The 21,269-nt window shown below is 44.4% G+C and carries 18 protein-coding genes; 11 read left to right on the plus strand and 7 right to left on the minus strand.

Annotation, left to right across the window (positions count from 1 at the left end; genetic code table 11):
* Window positions 1-70: 70 nt before the first annotated feature.
* Entirely contained in the window at window positions 71-2,389 is a 2,319-nt protein-coding gene (locus BMY60_RS08845; RefSeq protein WP_090332995.1) for a penicillin-binding protein 1A, read from the plus strand.
* A 49-nt stretch (window positions 2,390-2,438) separates the two neighbouring features.
* Here BMY60_RS08845 and BMY60_RS08850 read toward each other — a convergent pair whose 3' ends face one another.
* Entirely contained in the window at window positions 2,439-3,245 is an 807-nt protein-coding gene (locus BMY60_RS08850; protein ID WP_090332997.1) for a TetR/AcrR family transcriptional regulator, read from the minus strand.
* On the opposite strand from BMY60_RS08850, the gene BMY60_RS08855 reads away from it, so the two are divergent.
* The 7 genes from BMY60_RS08855 to BMY60_RS08885 all read left to right on the plus strand — a co-directional run bounded on the left by BMY60_RS08855 (window position 3,244) and on the right by BMY60_RS08885 (window position 11,518).
* Window positions 3,244-3,660 carry an RDD family protein gene (locus tag BMY60_RS08855; RefSeq protein ID WP_090332999.1) on the plus strand — a complete coding sequence of 139 codons (417 nt, stop codon included), beginning with the start codon at window positions 3,244-3,246 and terminating at the stop codon, window positions 3,658-3,660. The genes BMY60_RS08850 and BMY60_RS08855 overlap by 2 nt on opposite strands.
* 321 nt (window positions 3,661-3,981) lie before the next feature.
* Entirely contained in the window at window positions 3,982-4,920 is a 939-nt protein-coding gene (locus BMY60_RS16015) for a GGDEF domain-containing protein (protein ID WP_090333000.1), read from the plus strand.
* A 141-nt stretch (window positions 4,921-5,061) separates the two neighbouring features.
* The gene (locus tag BMY60_RS08865; RefSeq protein ID WP_090333001.1) at window positions 5,062-7,362 is read left to right on the plus strand and encodes a DNA translocase FtsK; all 2,301 of its coding nucleotides are present in this window, start codon (window positions 5,062-5,064) and stop codon (window positions 7,360-7,362) included.
* A 108-nt stretch (window positions 7,363-7,470) separates the two neighbouring features.
* Entirely contained in the window at window positions 7,471-8,061 is a 591-nt protein-coding gene (gene lolA / locus BMY60_RS08870) for an outer membrane lipoprotein periplasmic chaperone LolA (protein WP_256250773.1), read from the plus strand.
* Window positions 8,054-9,385: a replication-associated recombination protein A gene (locus BMY60_RS08875; RefSeq protein WP_090333046.1), complete on the plus strand. Its 1,332-nt coding sequence runs from the start codon at window positions 8,054-8,056 to the stop codon at window positions 9,383-9,385. The genes lolA and BMY60_RS08875 overlap by 8 nt, the downstream gene beginning before the upstream one ends.
* A gap of 79 nt (window positions 9,386-9,464) precedes the next feature.
* Complete coding sequence (gene serS, locus BMY60_RS08880) at window positions 9,465-10,778, plus strand: serine--tRNA ligase (RefSeq protein ID WP_090333048.1); 1,314 nt, start codon at window positions 9,465-9,467, stop codon at window positions 10,776-10,778.
* 41 nt (window positions 10,779-10,819) lie between these two features.
* Complete coding sequence (locus tag BMY60_RS08885) at window positions 10,820-11,518, plus strand: DUF6781 family protein (RefSeq protein WP_090333049.1); 699 nt, start codon at window positions 10,820-10,822, stop codon at window positions 11,516-11,518.
* Window positions 11,519-11,590: 72 nt separating this feature from the next.
* Here BMY60_RS08885 and BMY60_RS08890 read toward each other — a convergent pair whose 3' ends face one another.
* Window positions 11,591-12,490 carry a recombination-associated protein RdgC gene (locus tag BMY60_RS08890; protein ID WP_090333005.1) on the minus strand — a complete coding sequence of 300 codons (900 nt, stop codon included), beginning with the start codon at window positions 12,488-12,490 and terminating at the stop codon, window positions 11,591-11,593.
* 188 nt (window positions 12,491-12,678) lie between these two features.
* Here BMY60_RS08890 and BMY60_RS08895 point away from each other — a divergent pair, with 188 nt between their 5' ends.
* Entirely contained in the window at window positions 12,679-13,041 is a 363-nt protein-coding gene (locus BMY60_RS08895; RefSeq protein WP_090333051.1) for a putative signal transducing protein, read from the plus strand.
* 262 nt (window positions 13,042-13,303) lie between these two features.
* Here BMY60_RS08895 and BMY60_RS08900 read toward each other — a convergent pair whose 3' ends face one another.
* Genes BMY60_RS08900 through BMY60_RS08910 form a run of 3 tightly spaced genes read right to left on the minus strand, consistent with a single transcriptional unit; the run spans window position 13,304 to window position 15,296 of the window.
* Window positions 13,304-14,068, minus strand: a complete 765-nt coding sequence (locus tag BMY60_RS08900; protein ID WP_090333006.1) for an HvfC family RiPP maturation protein — start codon at window positions 14,066-14,068, stop codon at window positions 13,304-13,306.
* On the minus strand, window positions 14,061-14,921 hold the full coding sequence (locus BMY60_RS08905) for an HvfB family MNIO-type RiPP peptide maturase (protein WP_090333008.1): 861 nt from the start codon (window positions 14,919-14,921) through the stop codon (window positions 14,061-14,063). Before BMY60_RS08905 ends, BMY60_RS08900 begins: the two co-directional genes overlap by 8 nt.
* 21 nt (window positions 14,922-14,942) lie before the next feature.
* Window positions 14,943-15,296: an HvfA family oxazolone/thioamide-modified RiPP metallophore gene (locus tag BMY60_RS08910; RefSeq protein ID WP_090333009.1), complete on the minus strand. Its 354-nt coding sequence runs from the start codon at window positions 15,294-15,296 to the stop codon at window positions 14,943-14,945.
* 429 nt (window positions 15,297-15,725) lie between these two features.
* Between BMY60_RS08910 and BMY60_RS08915 the strand changes: the two genes are divergently transcribed.
* Together BMY60_RS08915 and murJ are read left to right on the plus strand one after the other, a co-directional pair.
* Window positions 15,726-16,454 carry a hypothetical protein gene (locus BMY60_RS08915; RefSeq protein ID WP_090333011.1) on the plus strand — a complete coding sequence of 243 codons (729 nt, stop codon included), beginning with the start codon at window positions 15,726-15,728 and terminating at the stop codon, window positions 16,452-16,454.
* Between the two features lie 482 nt (window positions 16,455-16,936).
* Window positions 16,937-18,484: a murein biosynthesis integral membrane protein MurJ gene (gene murJ, locus BMY60_RS08925; RefSeq protein ID WP_090333013.1), complete on the plus strand. Its 1,548-nt coding sequence runs from the start codon at window positions 16,937-16,939 to the stop codon at window positions 18,482-18,484.
* Between the two features lie 14 nt (window positions 18,485-18,498).
* On the opposite strand, the gene folE2 is transcribed toward murJ, so the two are convergent.
* Window positions 18,499-19,308, minus strand: coding sequence for a GTP cyclohydrolase FolE2 (gene folE2, locus BMY60_RS08930; RefSeq protein ID WP_090333014.1), 810 nt, complete (start codon window positions 19,306-19,308; stop codon window positions 18,499-18,501).
* Window positions 19,309-19,412: 104 nt separating this feature from the next.
* Window positions 19,413-21,257, minus strand: coding sequence for a 1-deoxy-D-xylulose-5-phosphate synthase (gene dxs, locus BMY60_RS08935; protein ID WP_090333015.1), 1,845 nt, complete (start codon window positions 21,255-21,257; stop codon window positions 19,413-19,415).
* Window positions 21,258-21,269 lie beyond the last annotated feature (12 nt).

Here is a 21,269-nt window from a genome sequence, read left to right on the forward strand (position 1 = left end):
AAAAAAAAGGGAGATATACCCTCTATAACCGTTTTAACCCGACTTTGTTTACACGCTCTAATCCATCTTCATGATTACCCGCTGGCTTTATTATTCGCTTATTACTTTTTTTGCATTAAGTTTAATTGGTGTATTGCTGATTATTTTTGCAGCACTCGTAACTTTTTCTTCGCTGCCCTCATTAAATACACTGACAGACTACCAACCCAAGATACCGTTACGTATCTACAGCGAAGAAGGTTTTTTGATTGGAGAATTCGGCGCCGAGCGCCGTAATCTTGTCAGCATTGACGCGGTGCCAGCACACTTAAAGCAAGCTATTCTTGCAGCTGAGGACGATCGTTTTTATGAGCACAGCGGTGTTGATTATCTGGGGGTTTTACGTGCCGCATACTCCAATTTCACTGCAGGCGGCATGCGTCAGGGCGCCAGCACAATCACCATGCAGGTCGCACGAAACTTTTTTCTAACCAGAGAGAAAACACTGACGCGGAAATTTAGTGAAGCTTTACTTGCATTTAAAATCGAACACAGTTTGAGTAAAGATAAGATTCTGGAACTGTATATCAATCAAATTTACCTTGGTCAACGCAGCTACGGTTTTGCAGCAGCCGCTCAAACCTATTTCGGCAAGCCATTGCAGGGTATCAACTTGGCTGAAGCGGCTATGTTGGCCGGACTGCCTAAAGCTCCCTCAAGCTTTAATCCCGTGGTCAACCCCAAGCGCGCGAAAGACAGACAGCGCTATGTTTTATCCCGCCTTTATAAATTGAACCATATTTCCGAGCAGGAGTTTAAACAGCTAGAGAATCAGCCCGTTCCCATTGTCAAGCAATCCAGAGAATTTGTCATGCCGGCCGACTACGTTGCAGAAATGGCCAGGCAGATTATATACGACCGTTTAAATGATGAAGCCTACAGTAGAGGTATCAAGGTCTATACAACCATTCGCCAGCTCGATCAACGAGCCGCTTACCGGGCATTACGTTCGAGCGTGCTGGAATATGACAAACGCAGAGGCTATCGTGGCCCCGAAGCTTACATTGATTTGTCAAAGCACGGCACTGACCAGGAACGTGTGTTGGAGGAAACACTTGATAATATTGCTGAAAGTGACGATATTATTCCTGCAATCGTCTTGACTGTAAAAAATAATGAGATTCAAGTATATAAAAAGAATGGAGAGACTCTAGTCATACAATCTGAAGGATTGCGTTTTGTAGAAAAACATCTGAACACTCGAAATACGGCCGACAAAAAAAGCATTCGTCCAGGCGCAGTGATACATATTCAGCAAGACTCGAAGAAAAACTGGCAAGTCGTACAACTTCCAAAAGTCGAGGCGGCGCTGGTCTCAATCGATCCAAACGATGGCGCGATCCGGGCTCTGATCGGCGGATTCGATTTTCATCTCAATCAGTTTAACCATGTTACCCAGGCCTGGCGGCAACCCGGATCAAGCTTTAAACCATTTATTTATTCCGCATCATTGGAAAAAGGTTTTACAGCGGCAACTATCATAAACGATGCGCCACTCTCTTTCAGTGCTGCCCAGACCGGCAGCAAGTTATGGGAACCGAGAAATTTTGACGGCAAGTATAGCGGACCGATACGCATGCGCGAAGCATTGGCAAAATCCAAGAATCTAGCGTCCATTCGCATATTGCAGGCTATAGATCTTCAATATGCCCAAGATTACATCGCGCGATTTGGATTCGATGCGGATAAACACCCCCCCTACTTACCTATGGCTTTGGGCTCGGGCTCTGTAACGCCATTACAAATTGCGGCCGGATATGCCGTTTTCGCTAATGGCGGGTTTCGGGTTAAACCCTACTTCATCAAACGTATAGAGGATAATCACGGCAACATTCTTGAACAGGTTCGAAGAGATTCAGTTCTAAAAGAGAACAAACGCGTGATTGATCCGCGTAATGCGTTTATTATGACCAGTATGATGCAAGATGTAATCAACTATGGAACCGCAACCAGAGCAAAACAGCTTGGACGTAGCGACCTGGCCGGAAAGACAGGCACAACTAGTAATTTTGTTGACGCCTGGTTTTGCGGGTTCCAGAAAAACTTAGTAGCCGCCGCGTGGATAGGATATGATGAACCTCAATCTCTGGGAAAAAATGAAACGGGAGGGCGGGCGGCACTACCAATGTGGATACAATATATGAAAATTGCGCTTAAAAACGAACCAATCGCAAAATATACCCCTCCAGATGGCATTACAGTTGATAGAATTAATCCAGAGACCGGTCTGAGAGTTCTGTCTAACGGTATTACAGAATACTTCTTTCGAGAACAATTACCACCATTATCTACAGATCATTTGTATGAGACTGAGCAGGCACCGCAAAACCTGAAAGATCAGTTATTCTGATAGCAAGCAGACATCCCATCGACCCAGTGTCCCCATGCTAACACTTACATCAATCAAGTACGGCCAATGTTACACCAACAGCATCCTCAAGTTGATCGATCTCAACCTTGGCATAAATCATCGTTCTGATCCCGGCTATGCTGCACATTAAAAAGCTAGCCAATACCTTGGGTGTTTTTTTCTTAGTAATCAATCCATTATCCTGACCTTTTTTAATGGCGGCTTGCAACAACTGATTATATTGCTCTATTGTGCCTGATATCAATTTTGAGATATTGACGTCTCGATCAACAAATTCATAAATAGTATTTGTCACAAAACAACCTTTGTGCCGCTCCTCTTTATTCCTCGCAGTTTCGACCAAGTCATGCAGAAACGTTTCAATAAAATCACGACCCGTTGAAGACTGCTGTAGTTCTTCCCGAATAAGCGCAAGTTGTTTATTGCAATATCTGCTTAGACAACGCTCAAATAATTGTTGTTTATTACCGAACATGTGATAAAAGCTGCTTTTGGAAATATTTGCAGCACTCAAAATATCATCCAGAGAAGTTGCATCATAACCATCAGCCCAGAAAAGCTGCATTGCTGTCTCAAGCATTTCTTCTGGATCATATCCTAGCGGCCTTCCTTTTTTGGGCATTTTATCCCTTTGTTTTTCTATTAATTCTTCATTTGTATTCATACGACTTAAACTCAAAAATCTGTTATTCAGAAAAGTTATCAGTGAGACATCATTCGACGAATGCTGCAATACTGATAAACTTTCAATACTATTCTTCATAAGCTTTTGACTGGCTGCGCTATAATCAACTACAAGACGTTCTAAACAAGACCATAAAACAGCAATTATCATGACATTTTCTTTTCCTGGTTTCTGGCGGCGGCTTGTCAGCCTGCTTTATGAATTTCTAATTTTGCTGGCGGTTATTTTCATTGTCAGTTTTATTTTTCATCTTATTTTCCGTGATGCAAATGCCTTTTACTTTATACCGTTATATCAGCTTTATTTACTGATTATCATGGGTTATTATTTCACTTGGTTCTGGACGCATGGTGGGCAGACACTGGCTATGCAGACCTGGAAAATACGCGTCGTTACTGTGGATGGCAACATCTTGGATAGAGGAAAAGCGATCACCCGTTATCTGATTGCGGTCATCGGCATTCTGCTATTTGGTGTCGGAATCCTTTGGGCCCTGATTGATCGGGACCACCAGTTCCTTCACGACAGGCTGGCAGGTACTCGTATTGTAAAAACCGAAACCTAAAATTCTCAAATTCAGATTTTGTACCCACACCTCTGTGAGTATTTGTTTCCATGATCCAGCTCTTTTAAACCGGAAAATTTCCCATAACTTCTTAATTGTTTTTTTATTCGCTTTTAAATAAATGACCCGCCTTTTGTCTATCTTCTTTCGTTCGCGGGCTAGGTTCTAACTCCAAGCATTATAACAAGAAACAATCTATTTTTAAGTCAATATGATAAAATACTTTTCTTGTTAAAATGGATTTTTAATTACAAAAAAGCCAAATCATGACGTAAATAATGTGTAGTTAATTTTTCACAACCCTGATGATAAGGTGGCCATATGCGTTCACTAATTTTTCCTAAAATTAACAGTTTAAAATTACCTGAGAATCAGCACGCAAATCATATCTATTGGTTATTTCTATCTATATGTTCGGTCAGTATTTTTTTATCCGACCTGTGTACGCCTCTTGGAGTGGCCGCCGGTTCGCCTTATGCATTACTTGTTTTTGCAAGCATAAGGTTTAAAAGCAACGGGAGCACCTATATCACAGCAGCCATAGGGTTTCTGCTCACTTTGACAGGTCTTTTTCTGTCACCGTACATCGCTGCACCCATGGATGTCGTTTTAACCAATCGTATTTTGGCGCTTCTAATTATAACCATTACCACGTATATGGTACTTAGAATCAAAAAAATTAATCATGAGCTCTACACACTCATGTCAGAAACCTGTGTCGATCCTCTAACGCAATGTAAAAATGGCCGCGCTTTTGAAGAGGAGACTAAAATTGAAATAAAAAGAAGCAAAAGGTACAAACGGAATTTATCACTGGCCATTTTTGATATAACCGATTCCAGCAATACAAACACGGCCGAAAATTCGGTTATCCACATTGACAATCAATATATCAAAACACTATCCGACGAAATCAGAAAATCCATCCGCAGTTCTGATCAATTATATCGTGTTGACTTAAATCGATTCGTAGTCGTATATGTTGAAACGGATATCAACAAAGCCAAAGAAGCGACGGAAGCTCTGTGTAAGAAAGTCTCTCAGTTGGATCAACACAGTACACAGCAAAGCTTGGCTGTGAATGTCGGCATCACCATGTTAAACGACAAAGACCATATTCGAAAACTATATAATCGCGCTGAAGATGCGTTAATAATCGCTAAACAAAATGGCAAAAACAGGGTTGCAACGTTACCGGAAACGTCACGTTCTGACAAAGCGCATATACCGGCTATTCTATGCCGACCAAGGTCGGGTTAATCCACTAAAAATTACAGAAACAAGAGATAAAAGCAGATTAAATAATGTAGCCAGTTGTCCGCTGTCGACGTTTTCTGACGATTTTCTTATATAATTCAAAACTCACCAGATTAAATAAAGCTCAAACGCTTTGAAACATCCATGAGTTTGATCAATAAATCAATGGCCAGCAAGTCAAGTGGGCGCACCCTGCCGCCGCGCGTATCCCGGTTACTGCGCGAGTCCGGTTGGCTAGCGCTTGTTGGTGGCGCGCTCTATCTCATTCTAATCTTTTACAGCTATGACCGCGGAGATCCCGGGTGGACACACAGCGGTGACTATGATCATATTAACAATGCTGGTGGACATATCGGGGCGTGGCTGTCGGATTTTTTACTTTACATGTTTGGCGCATCGGCATGGTGGTGGGTGGCATTTTGTCTTGCTGCAGTTTCCTGGAGCTACCGTCGAATTGATATTGCCGGCATATTCGACCGTCATTCAATTTTTTTGTCTATCGGTGGCTTTTTATTGTTATTAATCGCGAGCAGCGGATTAGAATCTCTGCGTTTTCATACATTGAATATTGAACTGCCATATCAATCAGGCGGCATATCCGGAAAGGCCGTCAGTCTGTGTCTATCTCAATTGCTTGGATTTACCGGTGCGACCATGACACTTTTAATACTCATCGCAATTGGTTTCAGTCAGTTTACGGGATTATCGTGGGTACGCTTTGTTGAGAAAATTGGCGAGACCATTGAAAACAGCATTTTTTTGCTACAGAAACAATGGCATAACAGACGCCATCAACAGCCGCGCTGGATAAACGACGAATATGAGCATGTTAAAATACCTGCAACAGAAAAAAAACCGGTACTTGATGCGCGTTCGATCCACATTGAGTCACCGGCGGCCAATATTGAAAAATCAGAACGCGCAGTAAAAGAAAAACAAAAATCTTTATTTCCCAGTTTACCGGAATCCTCTTTACCACCGCTGCACTTACTCGATGAGCCTGATAAGAACGTCGAAGTGTTATCCAAAAATGTTCTTGAATCAACATCGCGATTGATTGAAAGCAAATTAAAGGAATTTGGCGTTATTGTCAAAGTTGTTGCTGCTTATCCCGGACCAGTCATTACACGCTATGAAATCGAACCGGCTGTAGGCGTAAAGGGCAATCAAATTATCAATTTAATCAAGGATCTGGCACGCGCGCTTTCTGTTGTCCGCATTCGTGTTGTAGAAACCATTCCCGGTAAAACAACAATGGGGCTGGAAATCCCCAACCCCAATCGGCAAGTAGTTCGTCTACTTGAAATTCTCAGCTCACAATCTTATGCCAATACTACATCACCACTGACAATAGCACTGGGAAAGGACATCAGTGGGCGCCCTGTTGTCTCCGATCTCGCTAAAATGCCGCACGCCCTGGTTGCCGGCACGACTGGCTCTGGTAAATCCGTAGCCATTAATGCCATTATTTTAAGCTTGGTATATAAAAGCACCCCCGAACAGGTTCGTCTGATACTGGTTGACCCCAAAATGCTGGAGTTATCCGTATATGAAGGCATACCTCACCTGCTCACACCGGTTGTCACGGATATGGGTGAAGCAGCAAATGCCCTGCGCTGGTCAGTAGCTGAAATGGAGCGTCGCTACAAACTGATGTCGTCTTTAGGCGTGCGCAACTTAAACGGTTACAACCATAAAATTCGTGAAGCTGAAAAAAAGGAAGAGCCTATTATGAATCCACTGGCATCAGAAGAAGCGCCGGAACAGCTTGAGGAGTTGCCGCTGATTGTCGTAGTCATCGATGAATTGGCAGATTTGATGATGGTCTCAGGTAAAAAGGTAGAACACCTGATTGCCAGGTTGGCGCAAAAAGCCCGTGCAGCTGGCATTCATCTACTCCTGGCCACTCAGCGGCCTTCTGTCGACGTCATTACCGGGCTGATTAAAGCAAATATTCCTACGCGTATCGCTTTCCAGGTATCCAGCAAAATTGACTCGCGCACCATTCTCGATCAGATGGGTGCGGAAACTTTGCTGGGACAGGGTGACATGCTGTATCTACCACCTGGCAGCGGTTATCCGCAACGCGTGCACGGCGCTTATGTGGCTGATCATGAAGTTCATAAAGTCGTAGAATATCTTAAAGAACATGGAGAACCCTGTTATGTGGAAGAAATCTTGCAAGCAGGTGAAGAGGAAAGTGCCGGGAATACCCTGGAAGAAACTAAAAAACAGAACGGTGGAGAGCAAGATCCGCTTTATGATGAAGCCGTTCAGATTGTCATCAAAACACGTCGCGCATCCATTTCTCTAGTGCAAAGAAACCTGAGAATTGGCTATAATCGTGCGGCACGAATGATCGAAGAAATGGAACGCGCCGGTCTGGTATCCGCCATGCAAAATAACGGCAATCGTGAAGTCCTTGTTCCTGCGCGCAGTGAATAATTTTAAACCTGCACTCACATCGCGGCAGCACAGATCGGCATAAATTCATAACAACCTATGCATCCTACAACTTACTTCACATTTTTTTTATGGGTTATATCCCTATGCATGCCGGTTTTAACATACAGCAATGCCAACGCCACAGCTGTTGACCAGTTGAAAACCTTCATTCGAGAGACGCAAACCGTAAGCGCCCATTTTTCCCAGACATTGCTCGACAAAAACGCACGCAGCATTCAAAAATCCAGCGGCACGCTGGAATTTGAGCGTCCGGATAAATTTCGCTGGATATATCAAACACCTTATGAACAATCTATCGTGGGTGACGGCAATCAAGTCTGGTTTTACGATCATGATTTGAATCAGGTAACAGTCCGCCGGTTTAACATTGCGATTGGCAGCAGCCCGGCAGCGCTCCTGGCCGGTAACAGCACGATTGAAGATAACTTCGAATTAATTAATCTTGGCATACAGGATGAAATTGCGTGGATGGAAGCGATTCCAAAAAACAAGGACAGCGCTTTCGCATTTATTCAATTGGGTTTCTCGCTCAATGGTGATTTGCAATACATGGCATTAAGGGACAGCTTCGGACAGACCACCTATCTCACATTTTCCGAACTTATTAAAAATCCCGTACTGCCTGATAGCCTTTTCAAATTTACGCCACCGGATGGCGCTGATATCATCAGTGAGTGATTTATTTAATTCACACGTTCCCAAAGCACCACTTGCAGAGCAGTTGCGCCCCAAAACCCTCGGCGATATTATCGGACAGCAGCATTTGCTCGGTGAAGGCAAGCCACTCCGGCTTGCCATTGAATCCGGCAAACCGCATTCAATGATCTTATGGGGTCCGCCTGGCACCGGCAAAACAACACTGGCGCAATTGATGTCTCGTGTATTTAATACAGAATTCATTGCGTTATCAGCAGTATTATCTGGCATCAAGGATATTCGCAGCGCTATTGAAAAAGCGCAGGCCGCTTTACAGCAAAGTGGCCGGCACACGATTCTGTTTGTCGATGAAGTGCATCGTTTCAATAAGTCGCAGCAGGATGCCTTCCTGCCGCATGTCGAACAGGGATTGTTTACATTTATCGGTGCAACCACCGAAAACCCGTCGTTCGAAGTCAACAACGCCCTGCTCTCACGTGCGCAGGTTTATACATTAACGGCTTTGAGCGATGATGATTTGACGCAGATTTTTAACCGGGCATTAAAAACACTGTCACGCCAACTGAAATTCACCAGCGATGCACGTCAATTAATTATCGCTTACGCAGACGGCGATGCAAGACGCATACTTAATATGCTGGAACATATGTTAATTGTAGCCGAAAACGGTAAAACCGATGAAATCGACACACCGGCTGTGCAAAACGCATTATCCCGCAATACACGCTTTTTTGATAAAGGCGGCGACGCATTTTACGATCAGATTTCTGCGCTGCATAAATCGGTACGCGGTTCATCGCCGGATGCGGCGCTTTACTGGTTATGCCGTATGCTGGATGGAGGTACCGATCCTCTGTATATCGGACGACGCCTGTTACGGATGGCTGTCGAAGATATTGGCATGGCTGATCCACGCAGTTTGCAATTAACCTTAAACGCCTGCGAAACCTTTGAGCGGCTTGGTAATCCCGAAGGCGAGCTGGCGCTGGCGCAAGCTGTCCTGTATTTATCCTGTGCGCCGAAAAGCAATGCGTCATACCTTGCTTATAAAAAAGCACGCGACTTCGTCGTTAAAGACAAATCCCGGCCGGTACCATTGCATTTACGCAACGCACCCACAAAATTGATGAAGAAAATGGGATTTGGTGACAAATACCGTTATACGCATGATTACCCCGAAGCCTACGTAGCCGGCGAGAATTACTTTCCCGATGAAATGAAGGAAATACAATTTTATCACCCAACAGACAGCGGTCTTGAAAACAAAATTCAGGAAAAACTGAATTATTTACGCAGCCTGGATAAAAAGGCCAAAGAACACAAACGTTTTGATCGAAAACGTTAGATGGTTACCGGTACAACAACAGATCCCGCCAATTTTAAACAAAACAGTATCGCACAATCATTTGTTACCCGGAGCTTTCATGCTAGATATCCAATTGTTACGCACTGATCTCAATTACGCTGTTGAAAAACTGAACAGTAGAAATTATTCTTTTCCAGTTGATCGATTCAATCAACTGGAAACTGAACGCAAAAAAATTCAGATCCATACTCAGGAATTACAAGCCAAACGCAATACCGTATCAAAGCAGATCGGCTCGGCCAAAAGCAAGGGTGAAGATACCACCGCAATCCTTGCCGAAGTCGCAAATCTAGGGGATGAACTGAAACAGTCTATTAGCCAATTAGAACAGATACAATCTGAATTGCATAAAATGCTGCTTGAAGCACCGAACCTGCCTCATGACAGCGTTCCAAAAGGCAAAGATGAGTCCGATAACCTGGAAATCCGCTGCTGGGGTGCTATCCCGTCGTTCGGATTCGAGATTAAAGATCACGTCAGCATTGGAGAAGGACTGAAATTACTGGATTTCGAAGCAGCTGCAAAATTGAGCGGCTCACGTTTTAGCATGATGAAAGGCAGTTTGGCCCGGTTACACCGCGCTTTGGCGCAATTTATGCTGGATATGCATACACAAGAACATGGTTACACGGAAACTTATACCCCTTATCTGGTCAATCATGACAGCCTGTATGGAACCGGCCAGTTACCCAAATTTGAGGAAGATTTGTTTGCAATCAAAACGGAAGGCGACGCGGCTGATGATGCACACACAACCGGATTGTATTTGATACCCACCGCTGAAGTTTCACTCACCAATATCGTACGTGATGAAATCGTAGCACTGCATTCCCTTCCTTTAAAATTCGTCGCGCATACGCCCTGTTTTCGCTCGGAAGCCGGCAGCTACGGTAGAGACACCCGCGGTTTAATTCGTCAACACCAGTTTGACAAAGTTGAGCTGGTGCATATTGTTCATCCGAAAGCATCCTACGCTGCGCTAGATGAACTTGTTGGGCACGCCGAGACCATCCTGCAGAAACTGGAATTACCTTATCGTGTCATAACGCTCTGCACGGGCGACATGGGCTTTTCCGCTGCGAAAACTTATGATATAGAAGTCTGGCTGCCTGCACAAAACACTTACAGAGAAATATCTTCCTGCAGTAACTGTGAATCGTTTCAGGCCAGGCGCATGCAGGCCCGTTTTCGCAACGAAAGTGGAAAAACCACGCTTCTACACACGCTAAACGGCTCCGGTCTAGCCGTAGGCAGAACGCTGGTTGCCATTCTGGAGAACTATCAAAACGCGGATGGCAGCGTAACCATTCCTGAAATACTACGCCCTTATATGAATGGTCTTGACCAATTGAGTGCTGCGGGAGGACAATGAAACCATTACAACAAAATTTTAAAATGACAGGAACAGTAACCATGCAAACAGATAACGACGAAATGCATCAGAACAGCACGGCAGACATTAACGACGATCTGAGCCAATTAGAACGAGATATTCGTGACGCACTGGTAGACGGTACTAACGTTCAGGAAACTGTACATCGACTAACACTGAAAGCTATGAAAGCTGATCGATTGGATATCGATTCTATCCGGCGTATCGTCACTGCAGTGGTTAGTGGCGTGCAAGAAGGCGCCCAGCAAAAATTCCTCGCAGTGAACAATCAGTCGCAATCGGCAAAATCCCAGGTTACCGCAGCGATTTCTGGATTGGATTCGGCGCTGGCAAGATTTGCAGAAGCGTCCAAACTTGCCGTTCAGGAAGCAGCGGGACGGGCACAAAAATTTTCCGATAAAGAGCTGGTCCGGACGCGCTCAGACCTGGAAGGCCTGGAAAGTTTATTTCTGGATACGCTGCAAAACACCGCTTCGGCTGCAAAAGGCACGATTTCGGATATTCTGCACGATATCACCAAGCACGCAAAAAACAATGGAACTGTTGTCGGTGCGCAGCTGAAAGAAACACTCGCCACGTTTGCCCAACAGGCCGCCTCTGTCGGACATGCGCAAATTGAAGCCGGGGCTCAGCTGACTCAGACAACAGCCGGTTTTATTCATAAAATTGCCACCGGCGTTCTATCAGGTATTAAAGACCATTCTAAGGACAAACATTAGCCTGTCCACATAATTGGCAAGGCAATGTTTTCAAATTAAAAATTTTCGCCTTGCAAGCAGCTACAACCCGACTCAAATCCCTGACCGGTTTTCACCACCGAGCGCATGCAACAGATCAGGCAAAAACCGGCTTAACTCACCTGTCATCAACGCGAAATCGCTGTCAAACAGTTCGTCTGAATCTGTCGCATCGGATGACTCCTTAATGATATCCAGTGGTTCTATACGTTTGATCTGAAAATTGTCATGAAGCACAAACGAAATTCTGCCTGCCCAGGTCAAGGCTAAGCGGATGACTCGCTTGCCTGCTGTAATATGCCTGACCGTATCATCCCTATTCAGCACATGATGCGTATACCGGATTATGGATTTTTCGTCATCCACGCCCTGTAATTCACAGTCGCGATCAATCGTGAAGATAGCTGGTGGATCGTCGCCCGACAGCCAGCGTGTCATCGCGGTTGCAGGTGAAATGTTCGTTGTAATCGGCACCAATCGCACACCAGCCACTGTTTTTAACAGCAGATCAACCAGTTCTTCCGCTTTTTTCAGATTAGCAGCGTCAACAACCAACAATCCTTCTGCCACATCAATCCAGGCATAAATTGCCTGGCGATGCACAAATGCGCGCGGCATTAACTCAATCAATACCGCCTCCCTGATGTTTCTGACCTGCCGCTTACCCGCCTTATGACCTTGGTGCTGCTCCATCGTTGCAATCCGTTCCTTGGCGTACTGACTCACTACTGTGTTCGGTAATAATTTTTTTTCAATACCGAGCGCAAACAACAGATGCCGATCGCAGACATGGACAAACTGATCTGCTCCTTCTTTTGGCTGCACCCACCCCACACTTTGCATTTCCATTTGCGGACAATCTTGCAATGCCAGTTTACCCAGTGCATCATTGACTTGGGTTGGATCGATTTTTCCATCAGATATACGGTAAATCAGTAAGTTTTTAAACCACATTTTTAAACTAATCAGATAAATAAGTTGAATTGCCTCGCATAAGCATGCTAACGCTTATACAATCTAAAAAATAAAATAACGTCCGATTATTCAGAACTAAACAAACTATTATAAAATCGCATAAAATATGCCTGCTGAAAGTATTAGCCGGCAGCATGCCGGCAAACCTCACTAACAATAAGAACGTTATGAAAAAAATTTACTCCGCAAATAATCTTATGGAAGCACAAATTGTGCTCGATATGCTGGAGCATGCGCTTATCCCGGCACAATTATTTAATCAACACGCACAAGGTGGCACAGGCGATATTCCATTTACGCACGCGTATCCTGAGGTATGGGTAATACGAGATGTGGATTATGAACGCGGACGTAAAATTGTTCAAGAATACGAAGCTATACCACAGACCGATACAATCATCCAATGTCCCGCTTGCGGTGAAGATAATCCGTCCAATTTTCAGTTATGCTGGCATTGTAGCTGCGGACTCGAAACCGTCGCATCTGAAGCAGCGACATCACATACAACACGCAGCAGTTCACAGAAGTAACTGGAACAAAAATACCCGTTACTGGAGTTCAGCAAGATGGATATTGCGTTCATATTAAACGTTTCTAAGGAGTATTTAGTGCTCTATCGATATGGTATTGTGCCAGGCACAGCGTTACTGTAACGTTATACAACAAAGCACGGCGCTGCGCAGGAAAAGGCTGTTACCTTTTCAAATACTGTAACGCAGTTGCGAGGCACCACGGCAACGCCCATGGACGCTGACAAATTCACCGAACCGGCAATATCATATGGATAGAGTACTAGATACGCGTACCTAGTAACACGCCCCGATTTAAAAAGTCAAGCATGATTTCATATCCCCCGTGGATTACAGTATCCGGCTGTGGATGCTGCAATTCAGCAGCAATTCTTGTCAGCAGCGTTTGACCGTTTTCACATACGTTGTCGATTATGTGTTGCATCAGACGCGCAGTGACATGATTGGCTTCGATAAAATGAATTTTATCGTCGGCGTCACGATACACAATCAAATTTGTTGTTTTTTCACCGGGCAATTGCGGCTGGAACTCAGGACTGATTTTATGCACCGGGAATTGATAGCTCAGTACCCACGCCAGAGGAGACACCATCGGAATTCCTGATAGAATATCGCCTTCTGCATCAAATTGGTCCACATCAATTTTCTCATCCAGTATCGATAACGCAAGCTCCACCCATTCATAATGCGCTAATTCCAGCATAAACGGAGGATCTTCAGAATCAAAATTACACTCAAGCTGCAAATATTTTAGAAACTCACGCGGCATTTCAGGGAACAACGGTGTACTCGACCGGTGAGTGGCAAAATAGTCACGCACCATAGCATGCCAGCGTTCATCTGGCATAATACTGCGTAAAACAGGATACGTACTAGCCATAAAACCTTCGACATTATTGTAGAGCAGATCGCAATAAATTTTCATACGCCGTTCTTCAATATCGCGCGGACATGAATGATGTTCAGGGTTCCGTATATATGCGGTAAACGCATATTGTTGCTGCATAAAATCAGGATGTTCAGGCATGCCAGACACGTCCATTCCCCGCAGGGTGCTGCCATTGCAATTGCAGACTTTGAATCTGTGTTATTTCGCGACACAGCGTCTGCAAAGATGGAATATTAAAATCTCTTTCAAGCAACGTTGGAATAACACCGAATTGCTGGTAGGTTTTTTCGAGCAGCATCCAGACCGGATCGATAACATCTGCCCCGTGGGTGTCTATAATCAAGTCCTCAGCCTCGTTGTAATGACCCGCAATATGAATATAACGTATACATTTGGCAGGTATCCGCTTTAAAAAGGCCTCGGCTTCGTAACAATGATTGATACTGTTGACATAGATATTGTTGACATCGAGTAACAAATCACAGTCAGCTTCTTCGAGAACAGCATTCAGAAAATCAATTTCGGCCATTTGCTGGCCGGGCGCTGCGTAGTAAGATACATTTTCTATAGCAATACGCTGTTCCAGAACATCCTGTACACGTTTTATCCGGTCTGCAACGTATTGAACGGCCTCTGCTGTAAATGGAATCGGCAGCAAATCGTAGAGATGACCATCGTCACTGCAGTAACTTAAATGTTCACTATAACAGCGTATATGATGATCTCTCATAAAACGTTTAAGCCGTTGCAAAAACGCTTCATCAAGCGGTGAAGGACCGCCTATTGATAGCGACAGACCGTGACAGACAAATGGGTATTGCTCGGTAAACATACGCAATTTTTTGCCATAATATCCACCCACGCCAATCCAATTTTCCGGAGCGATCTCCCAGAAATCTACCGGACATGCGGGCTGATCTGCCAGCGAATGCACCATCGTTCGCCGCAGACCAAGTCCCGCACCATGAACAGGATACGCTAATTTGTTCATGAAAAGCTGTCTTTGATCGAGTTACTTACTGCTGCCGCACTTGCCTTCGCCGCATTTGCCTTCTTCTTCAGCTTTCTTGCCGCCGCAGTTACCTTCCATATTTTTTTTCATATCTTCGCCACATTTGCCTTCGCCGCATTTGCCTTCTTCTTTGGCCTTCTTGCCGCCACAGTTGCCTTCGCCGTATTTGTCCTTTTTATCCGATTTGTCACCGCCGCCGCCATAGGCAAGCTGCATATAACCGCCAGACAGTTCACTCATAGCAAATGGGTTATCATCAGTAACAACTTCGGCTGAAACATTATTTGCAGCTAATGTAGCAACGAAAACAGTACCAACAGCAAATGAAACTGGTTTTAATGTTTTTTTTGACATAACAATCTCCGTAAAAAAATTAAAAAACAATTGAGTTGTTTACCAATACTCGTTTACCAATACAATACAAACTACTATAAACACTTCGTACTTTGTAATAGAAATTGGCTGTTTGCTCACGCAGTTATTTTATTACAAACACCTGTCTATACACACATGTAACACATTGATCTGATATCGACTACGACAGCAAACGGTGTTTTGACCCGTGTTTCGTAAATTATTTTTATACGCACAACATTACACAATCTCACTTTTTTTGCAAGCCGCACTCTGATACACTCAGCCCTTCAAAAAACGCTGTTGAAAACATTTATATTTTATGTAAGCACAAAATAAGGGAAAATAACACGCTGTTACCAAGAAAAAACCATATCGTGAATTTATAACGCTATAACGAAAAGATAAGCCAGATTTAAGGAGCAACGAATGTTTGACAAACGCAACCAGTTGATTTTTTATGCCAATGTTCTAATCATAATATTTGGTATTACAGTAATCGTCATGAGCGATTTTTTGATAGTCGGCTTATTGTTTATACTCGGCGCCGCTTTGTTAATCTACGAGCAAATACAGCAAAACAAAGGTGCTTTCAGCATTTCCGGGCTGGAAAAAATTCTTGTTGTTAAAGACACCTGCGGCAATAAAGCCGAATTGATTCAGAAACAAAAGACTACAGCGTGTCATGTCGATAACACTGTTTTCTGGTTTAAAAATATTAATCCCACCGGTTCAGTCAGCGGTTTCCGTATTAATAACCAACTACCCATTGAACAAACAAAAGATAGCAATAACAACTACCAGGTCTGCATGGCATTACCGTCCCACCCGAAAGCGAAAAATGGATTGGATACGACATTGTCGTGCACCTACACCGGCGCATTTGGTAAAACAGAATGTACACTTTCACATACGATAGACAATGAAACCGATCAACTCAAACTTGTTGTTGAGCTGCCGAAAGGACGCCCCATTTCCTCTGCACATGCATATTGTGTTTACAATGGTAACAAAGAAGCGCTGTTGCCACCTGTTGTCGCCGGCGAAACGCGGATTGAAACCGAAATCAAGAAACCCAAACTAGGCGCGGAATATCGTCTGGAATGGACATGGCCAGAAGCTAATATTATCAGGAAAATTGGGTGCTATCTGGGGTGACGCGGTTTTAAAAGCCGGCCAATCTTGCCGCAACGTTTTTTATCCGGCATCTTACTTATCCGAATATCAGTGCGCCACCGGCTCTGTCACGAACAACGTTCACAAGATATGGCGCACAATTAAACAAACCGCTGCGTGGCAAAACCGTCTGTGCTGCCGCTGCAGCGTTAAAAACAGACGCAAAATACAGCTTTTATACATATAAACGCTGTTTTTTTACGCATCACAGCATTCCACCACTTTGCTACACACCTCTGCAATCCGGTATTCAACCATTTTAAAATCAATCTGTCCTCGCCAATTTTGTCACCTGTTCTCACCTTTTGTATCAACTTGTCAACTGCCTCGAGGCGTTTTTTCAACGACACCTTGATTCCTTCCCACAGGAAGCGTCAATTTCCAACGCAATCTTTTTTCAGAAATACGATGAAATGACTTAAAATCAGTGCAAATTTTTTCTCTTACTGCAAACCTAGTCAACTTTGAATTTATTACGTGCGCTGGCTGCTGTCAGCAGTATGACTTTTATCTCCCGCATTCTCGGCTTTATTCGCGATGTTATTATTGCGCGTATTTTTGGTGCTGGAATGGCAGCGGATGCTTTTTTCGTAGCATTTCGTATTCCAAATCTACTCAGACGATTATTTGCTGAAGGCGCCTTTTCCCAGGCATTTGTTCCGATACTGGCAGAATATAAAAACAAACGCACTGTTGAAGAAACGCGCCTGTTAATTGATCATGTTGCAACACTACTGAGTCTGGCGCTTTTTATTGTCACACTGACCGGCGTGATAGCCGCGCCGCTGATTATTTATATCAGCGCGCCTGGTTTCGCTGCTGACGCTGAAAAATTCGGTTTAACTGTGGAACTGTTACGAATCACATTTCCGTATATTTTCTTTATTTCCCTGGTATCACTTGCCGGCGGCATTCTGAATACATACGGAAAATTTTATGTGCCGGCACTGACGCCAGCGCTGCTAAACGTTTCTTTTATCGCCTGCACACTGTGGTTAACTCCGTATTTTGACCCCCCTGTACGTGCGCTGGCATGGGCTGTATTCATAGGCGGCGCACTACAGCTAAGTTTTCAAATTCCATATCTGGCACGCCTGAAGCTAGTGCCGCGAATACGTTTTAGAACAAGAGACACAGGCGCCTGGCGAATCATCAAATTAATGGGCCCTGCTGTATTTGGCGTATCGGTCGGCCAGCTCAGCATGCTGATTAATACAATTTTTGCCTCATTATTGATAACCGGCAGTGTTTCATGGCTTTACTATGCAGACCGGCTAATGGAATTCCCAGCCGGTCTATTGGGCGTTGCACTGGGAACAATATTATTACCATCCCTGGCCAAACAATACAGCAGCAACAGCATTGAGGCGTACTCGAGGCTGTTGGACTGGGGCCTGCGCCTGACAGTGCTACTGACACTGCCTGCAGCACTTGCATTGGCGCTATTGTCAGTGCCACTGATCACGACACTGTTTCATTATGGTGCGTTTACCGATAATGATGTATTTATGACCCGCGATGCACTTGTGGCATACAGTTTTGGGCTAATCGGGCTTATTCTGGTCAAAGTATTGGCACCCGGATTTTATGCCCGGCAAAATATCAGAACCCCGGTAAAAATCGCAGTTATTACATTGATTGCAACCCAGATGATGAATCTTGTTTTTATTATTCCGCTTAAACATGCTGGTTTGGCACTGGCGATTGGACTTGGCGCCTGTTTGAATGCGGGCTTGTTATATTACAAACTCCGCAGCCAGAGTATATATCAACCGCAACCCGGATGGGCTGTTTTCCTATTCAAGATTCAAACAGCGTTGCTTGTCATGGGAACCGTATTGTGGTTTACTTCGGGCACAAGTGCATCATGGCTAGCCGATACAGCAGTCACACGCGCCAGTCGCCTGGCAGCTATCATCGCCATTGGCGCGGGCAGCTATTTTGCGACCCTCTGGTTACTGGGATTCAAAATAAGAGATTTTTCCAAAGAACAGTTTGAAGATAATGCCTGAGCAAAACTGATCGGTCAGATACATGCTGTTTTTTTGTCATGTTCGATCAATGCATAAGCTGAATGATTATGTATTGATTCGAAATTTTCCGACTCAACCACGTAGGCGTCAATGCGTTTGTCTTTGTTCAGGGTATCTGCAACATCTCTGACAATATCCTCGACAAACTTTGGATTGTCATACGCCTTTTCAGTGACATACTTTTCGTCAGGACGTTTGAGCAATCCGTAAAGCTCACATGATGCCTTATCTTCTGCAATTTTGATCAAATCCTCAATCCACACAAAACTGTTGGTGCGCGCAGAGATTGTTACATGCGAACGCTGATTATGCGCGCCATAGTCGGATATTTTCTTTGAACAAGGACACAAACTTGTTATCGGCACCACAACTTTGATCGTAAAAGCATACGCATTGTCCTTTATTTCGCCAATGAATGTCACTTCATAATCCAGCAGGCTTTTGACGCCGGATACAGGCGCCGCCTTGTCAACAAAATACGGAAAAGTCATTTCAATATGCCCGGAGTCGCTTTCCAGCTTATCCACCATCTCCTGCAAGATGGTTTTAAAAGATTCCACTGATATTTCCCGTTCATGACCGTTTAAGATTTCCACAAAACGGGACATATGCGTACCCTTGAATCTATGCGGCAAATTTACATACATGTTAAACATGGCCACCGTGTGTTGCACACCATCATCTTTATCCGCGACCACAACCGGATGACGAATTGCTTTGATGCCAACTCTGTCAATCGCAATGCGTCGCGTATCGTGTGTACTTTGTACATCAGCGATGGGTAAATCTATTTCTTTATTCATATCCACCCCATCCTTTTATTAAACGTTGCTTGATCTTGTATTACCAATAGCAAACAGGTTTAAAAATTTATCTGTTTGCTCCGGCAAATCCAGCTTACAGTCTATCAGGACAAATACTCCTGTACAGATTGAATAATACCAACCTTATCCAGTCCACAGCTTGCAAGCATCCGAGCATGGTCTCCCTGACCCAGAAAAATATCGGGAAGACCCAGTTGCAATATTTTTACAATGATTTTTTGCCTGCTTAGAAATTCGGCAACCGCGCTTCCAGCGCCACCCATGACGGCGTTTTCCTCAACAGTAACCAATAGATCATGATCATCAGCCAAAGTTGCTATCAATTCGTCATCCAGTGGTTTAACAAAACGCATATCGGCTACCGTTGCATTCAATTCTTCGGCAGCAGCAAGAGATGGCGCAAGCATGCTGCCAAAAGCAAGAAAAGCAATTTTCTTGCCACTGCGGCGAACCATGCCACGACCGACAGGCAGTTCAACCATGTCCTTCTGGATTTTAGCGCCCGGGCCAGTCCCGCGCGGGTATCTAACCGCAGTCGGTGTATTAAGCTTGAATGCAGTATAGAGCATTTGTCTGCATTCATTTTCATCCGATGGCACCATGACAGTTATATTGGGAATGCAGCGTAAATACGACAAATCGAAACTTCCAGCATGTGTTGGTCCATCTGCGCCTACCAATCCCGACCGGTCAATTGCAAAAAGCACCGGTAAATTCTGTATAGCGACATCATGTATCAATTGATCATAGGCGCGCTGCAAGAATGTTGAGTAAATAGCCACAACTGGTTTCAGTCCGTTACATGCAGCCCCTGCTGCAAACGTCACAGCATGCTGTTCTGCAATACCGACATCAAAATAATGGTCCGGAAATTCCTGAGAAAACCTTACCAGACCAGATCCTTCCCGCATTGCCGGTGTAATGCCTATTAAGCGTGAATCCTTAGCAGCCATATCACATAGCCATTCGCCAAAAACTTGCGTGTAGGTTGGCTTGCTGGGTGGTTTGGCGACAATACCTTCATCCGGATCAAACTTGCTCACGCCATGATACAGAATCGGATCTTCTTCAGCAACTTGATATCCCGCGCCTTTCCGTGTAACCACATGCAAAAACTGCGGCCCATCAAGATTCTTGATGTTTCTCAGCGTGGCAGTCAGTACTTTTAAATCATGACCGTCAATGGGACCGATATAATTAAATCCAAATTCCTCAAAAAGCGTACCTTCGGGTGTGACCATTCCTTTCATATGCTCTTCTGCGCGCTTGGCCAATTCCAGCATAGACGGCACAACACCAAGCATTCTTTCACCTGCCCGGCGTGCCGTGGCATAAAATCGGCCCGATATCAGTTTTGCAAAATAATTGTTTAGCGCACCCACCGGTTTGGAAATGGACATATCGTTATCATTTAATATAACCAGCAGATTGGCATCCATAACTCCTGCATTGTTCAATGCCTCAAATGCCATACCTGCACTCATTGCGCCATCGCCAATGATAGCGATTGCCCGCCGGTCAATTTTTTCCAGTTGCGTGGCCACTGCCATACCCAGTGCTGCACTGATCGACGTACTCGAATGGGCAGTGCCGAATGCATCATATTCACTTTCGTCTCTTTTCGGGAATCCGGAGATGCCGCCTTCCATACGCAGTTTATCCATAGCGTCTTTCCGGCCTGTAAGCACTTTGTGCGCATACGTCTGATGACCTACATCCCAGACTAGTTGATCATGCGGTGTATTAAATACATAATGCAACGCAATCGTTAATTCAACGGTACCCAGGTTAGAAGATAGGTGGCCACCGGTTTTTGAAACAGATTCAATCAGAAAGTTGCGCAATTCCTTGGCGTACTCAAATAACTCTTTCAGTTCGAGCTCGCGTAATTGTGCAGGCGAATTAATACGATCTAGCAGTAAAGACATTCAGATTTTTAA

This window comes from Nitrosomonas sp. Nm51, from assembly GCF_900111165.1.
In the GTDB taxonomy this organism is placed as follows: Bacteria; Pseudomonadota; Gammaproteobacteria; order Burkholderiales; family Nitrosomonadaceae; genus Nitrosomonas.

Excerpts from the sequence above, each read along its gene's own strand:
- BMY60_RS08890 (WP_090333005.1), bottom strand. The coding sequence starts at position 12,490 with ATGTGGTTTAAAAACTTACTGATTTACCGTATATCTGATGGAAAAATC.
- folE2 (WP_090333014.1), bottom strand. The coding sequence starts at position 19,308 with ATGAATAAAGAAATAGATTTACCCATCGCTGATGTACAAAGTACACAC.
- BMY60_RS08895 (WP_090333051.1), top strand. The coding sequence starts at position 12,679 with ATGAAAAAAATTTACTCCGCAAATAATCTTATGGAAGCACAAATTGTG.
- BMY60_RS08905 (WP_090333008.1), bottom strand. The coding sequence starts at position 14,921 with ATGAACAAATTAGCGTATCCTGTTCATGGTGCGGGACTTGGTCTGCGG.
- BMY60_RS08900 (WP_090333006.1), bottom strand. The coding sequence starts at position 14,068 with ATGCCTGAACATCCTGATTTTATGCAGCAACAATATGCGTTTACCGCA.
- BMY60_RS08855 (WP_090332999.1), top strand. The coding sequence starts at position 3,244 with ATGACATTTTCTTTTCCTGGTTTCTGGCGGCGGCTTGTCAGCCTGCTT.
- serS (WP_090333048.1), top strand. The coding sequence starts at position 9,465 with ATGCTAGATATCCAATTGTTACGCACTGATCTCAATTACGCTGTTGAA.
- BMY60_RS08845 (WP_090332995.1), top strand. The coding sequence starts at position 71 with ATGATTACCCGCTGGCTTTATTATTCGCTTATTACTTTTTTTGCATTA.
- BMY60_RS08865 (WP_090333001.1), top strand. The coding sequence starts at position 5,062 with ATGAGTTTGATCAATAAATCAATGGCCAGCAAGTCAAGTGGGCGCACC.
- lolA (WP_256250773.1), top strand. The coding sequence starts at position 7,471 with ATGCCGGTTTTAACATACAGCAATGCCAACGCCACAGCTGTTGACCAG.
- BMY60_RS08910 (WP_090333009.1), bottom strand. The coding sequence starts at position 15,296 with ATGTCAAAAAAAACATTAAAACCAGTTTCATTTGCTGTTGGTACTGTT.
- dxs (WP_090333015.1), bottom strand. The coding sequence starts at position 21,257 with ATGTCTTTACTGCTAGATCGTATTAATTCGCCTGCACAATTACGCGAG.
- BMY60_RS08885 (WP_090333049.1), top strand. The coding sequence starts at position 10,820 with ATGCAAACAGATAACGACGAAATGCATCAGAACAGCACGGCAGACATT.
- BMY60_RS08915 (WP_090333011.1), top strand. The coding sequence starts at position 15,726 with ATGTTTGACAAACGCAACCAGTTGATTTTTTATGCCAATGTTCTAATC.
- BMY60_RS08850 (WP_090332997.1), bottom strand. The coding sequence starts at position 3,245 with ATGATAATTGCTGTTTTATGGTCTTGTTTAGAACGTCTTGTAGTTGAT.
- BMY60_RS16015 (WP_090333000.1), top strand. The coding sequence starts at position 3,982 with ATGCGTTCACTAATTTTTCCTAAAATTAACAGTTTAAAATTACCTGAG.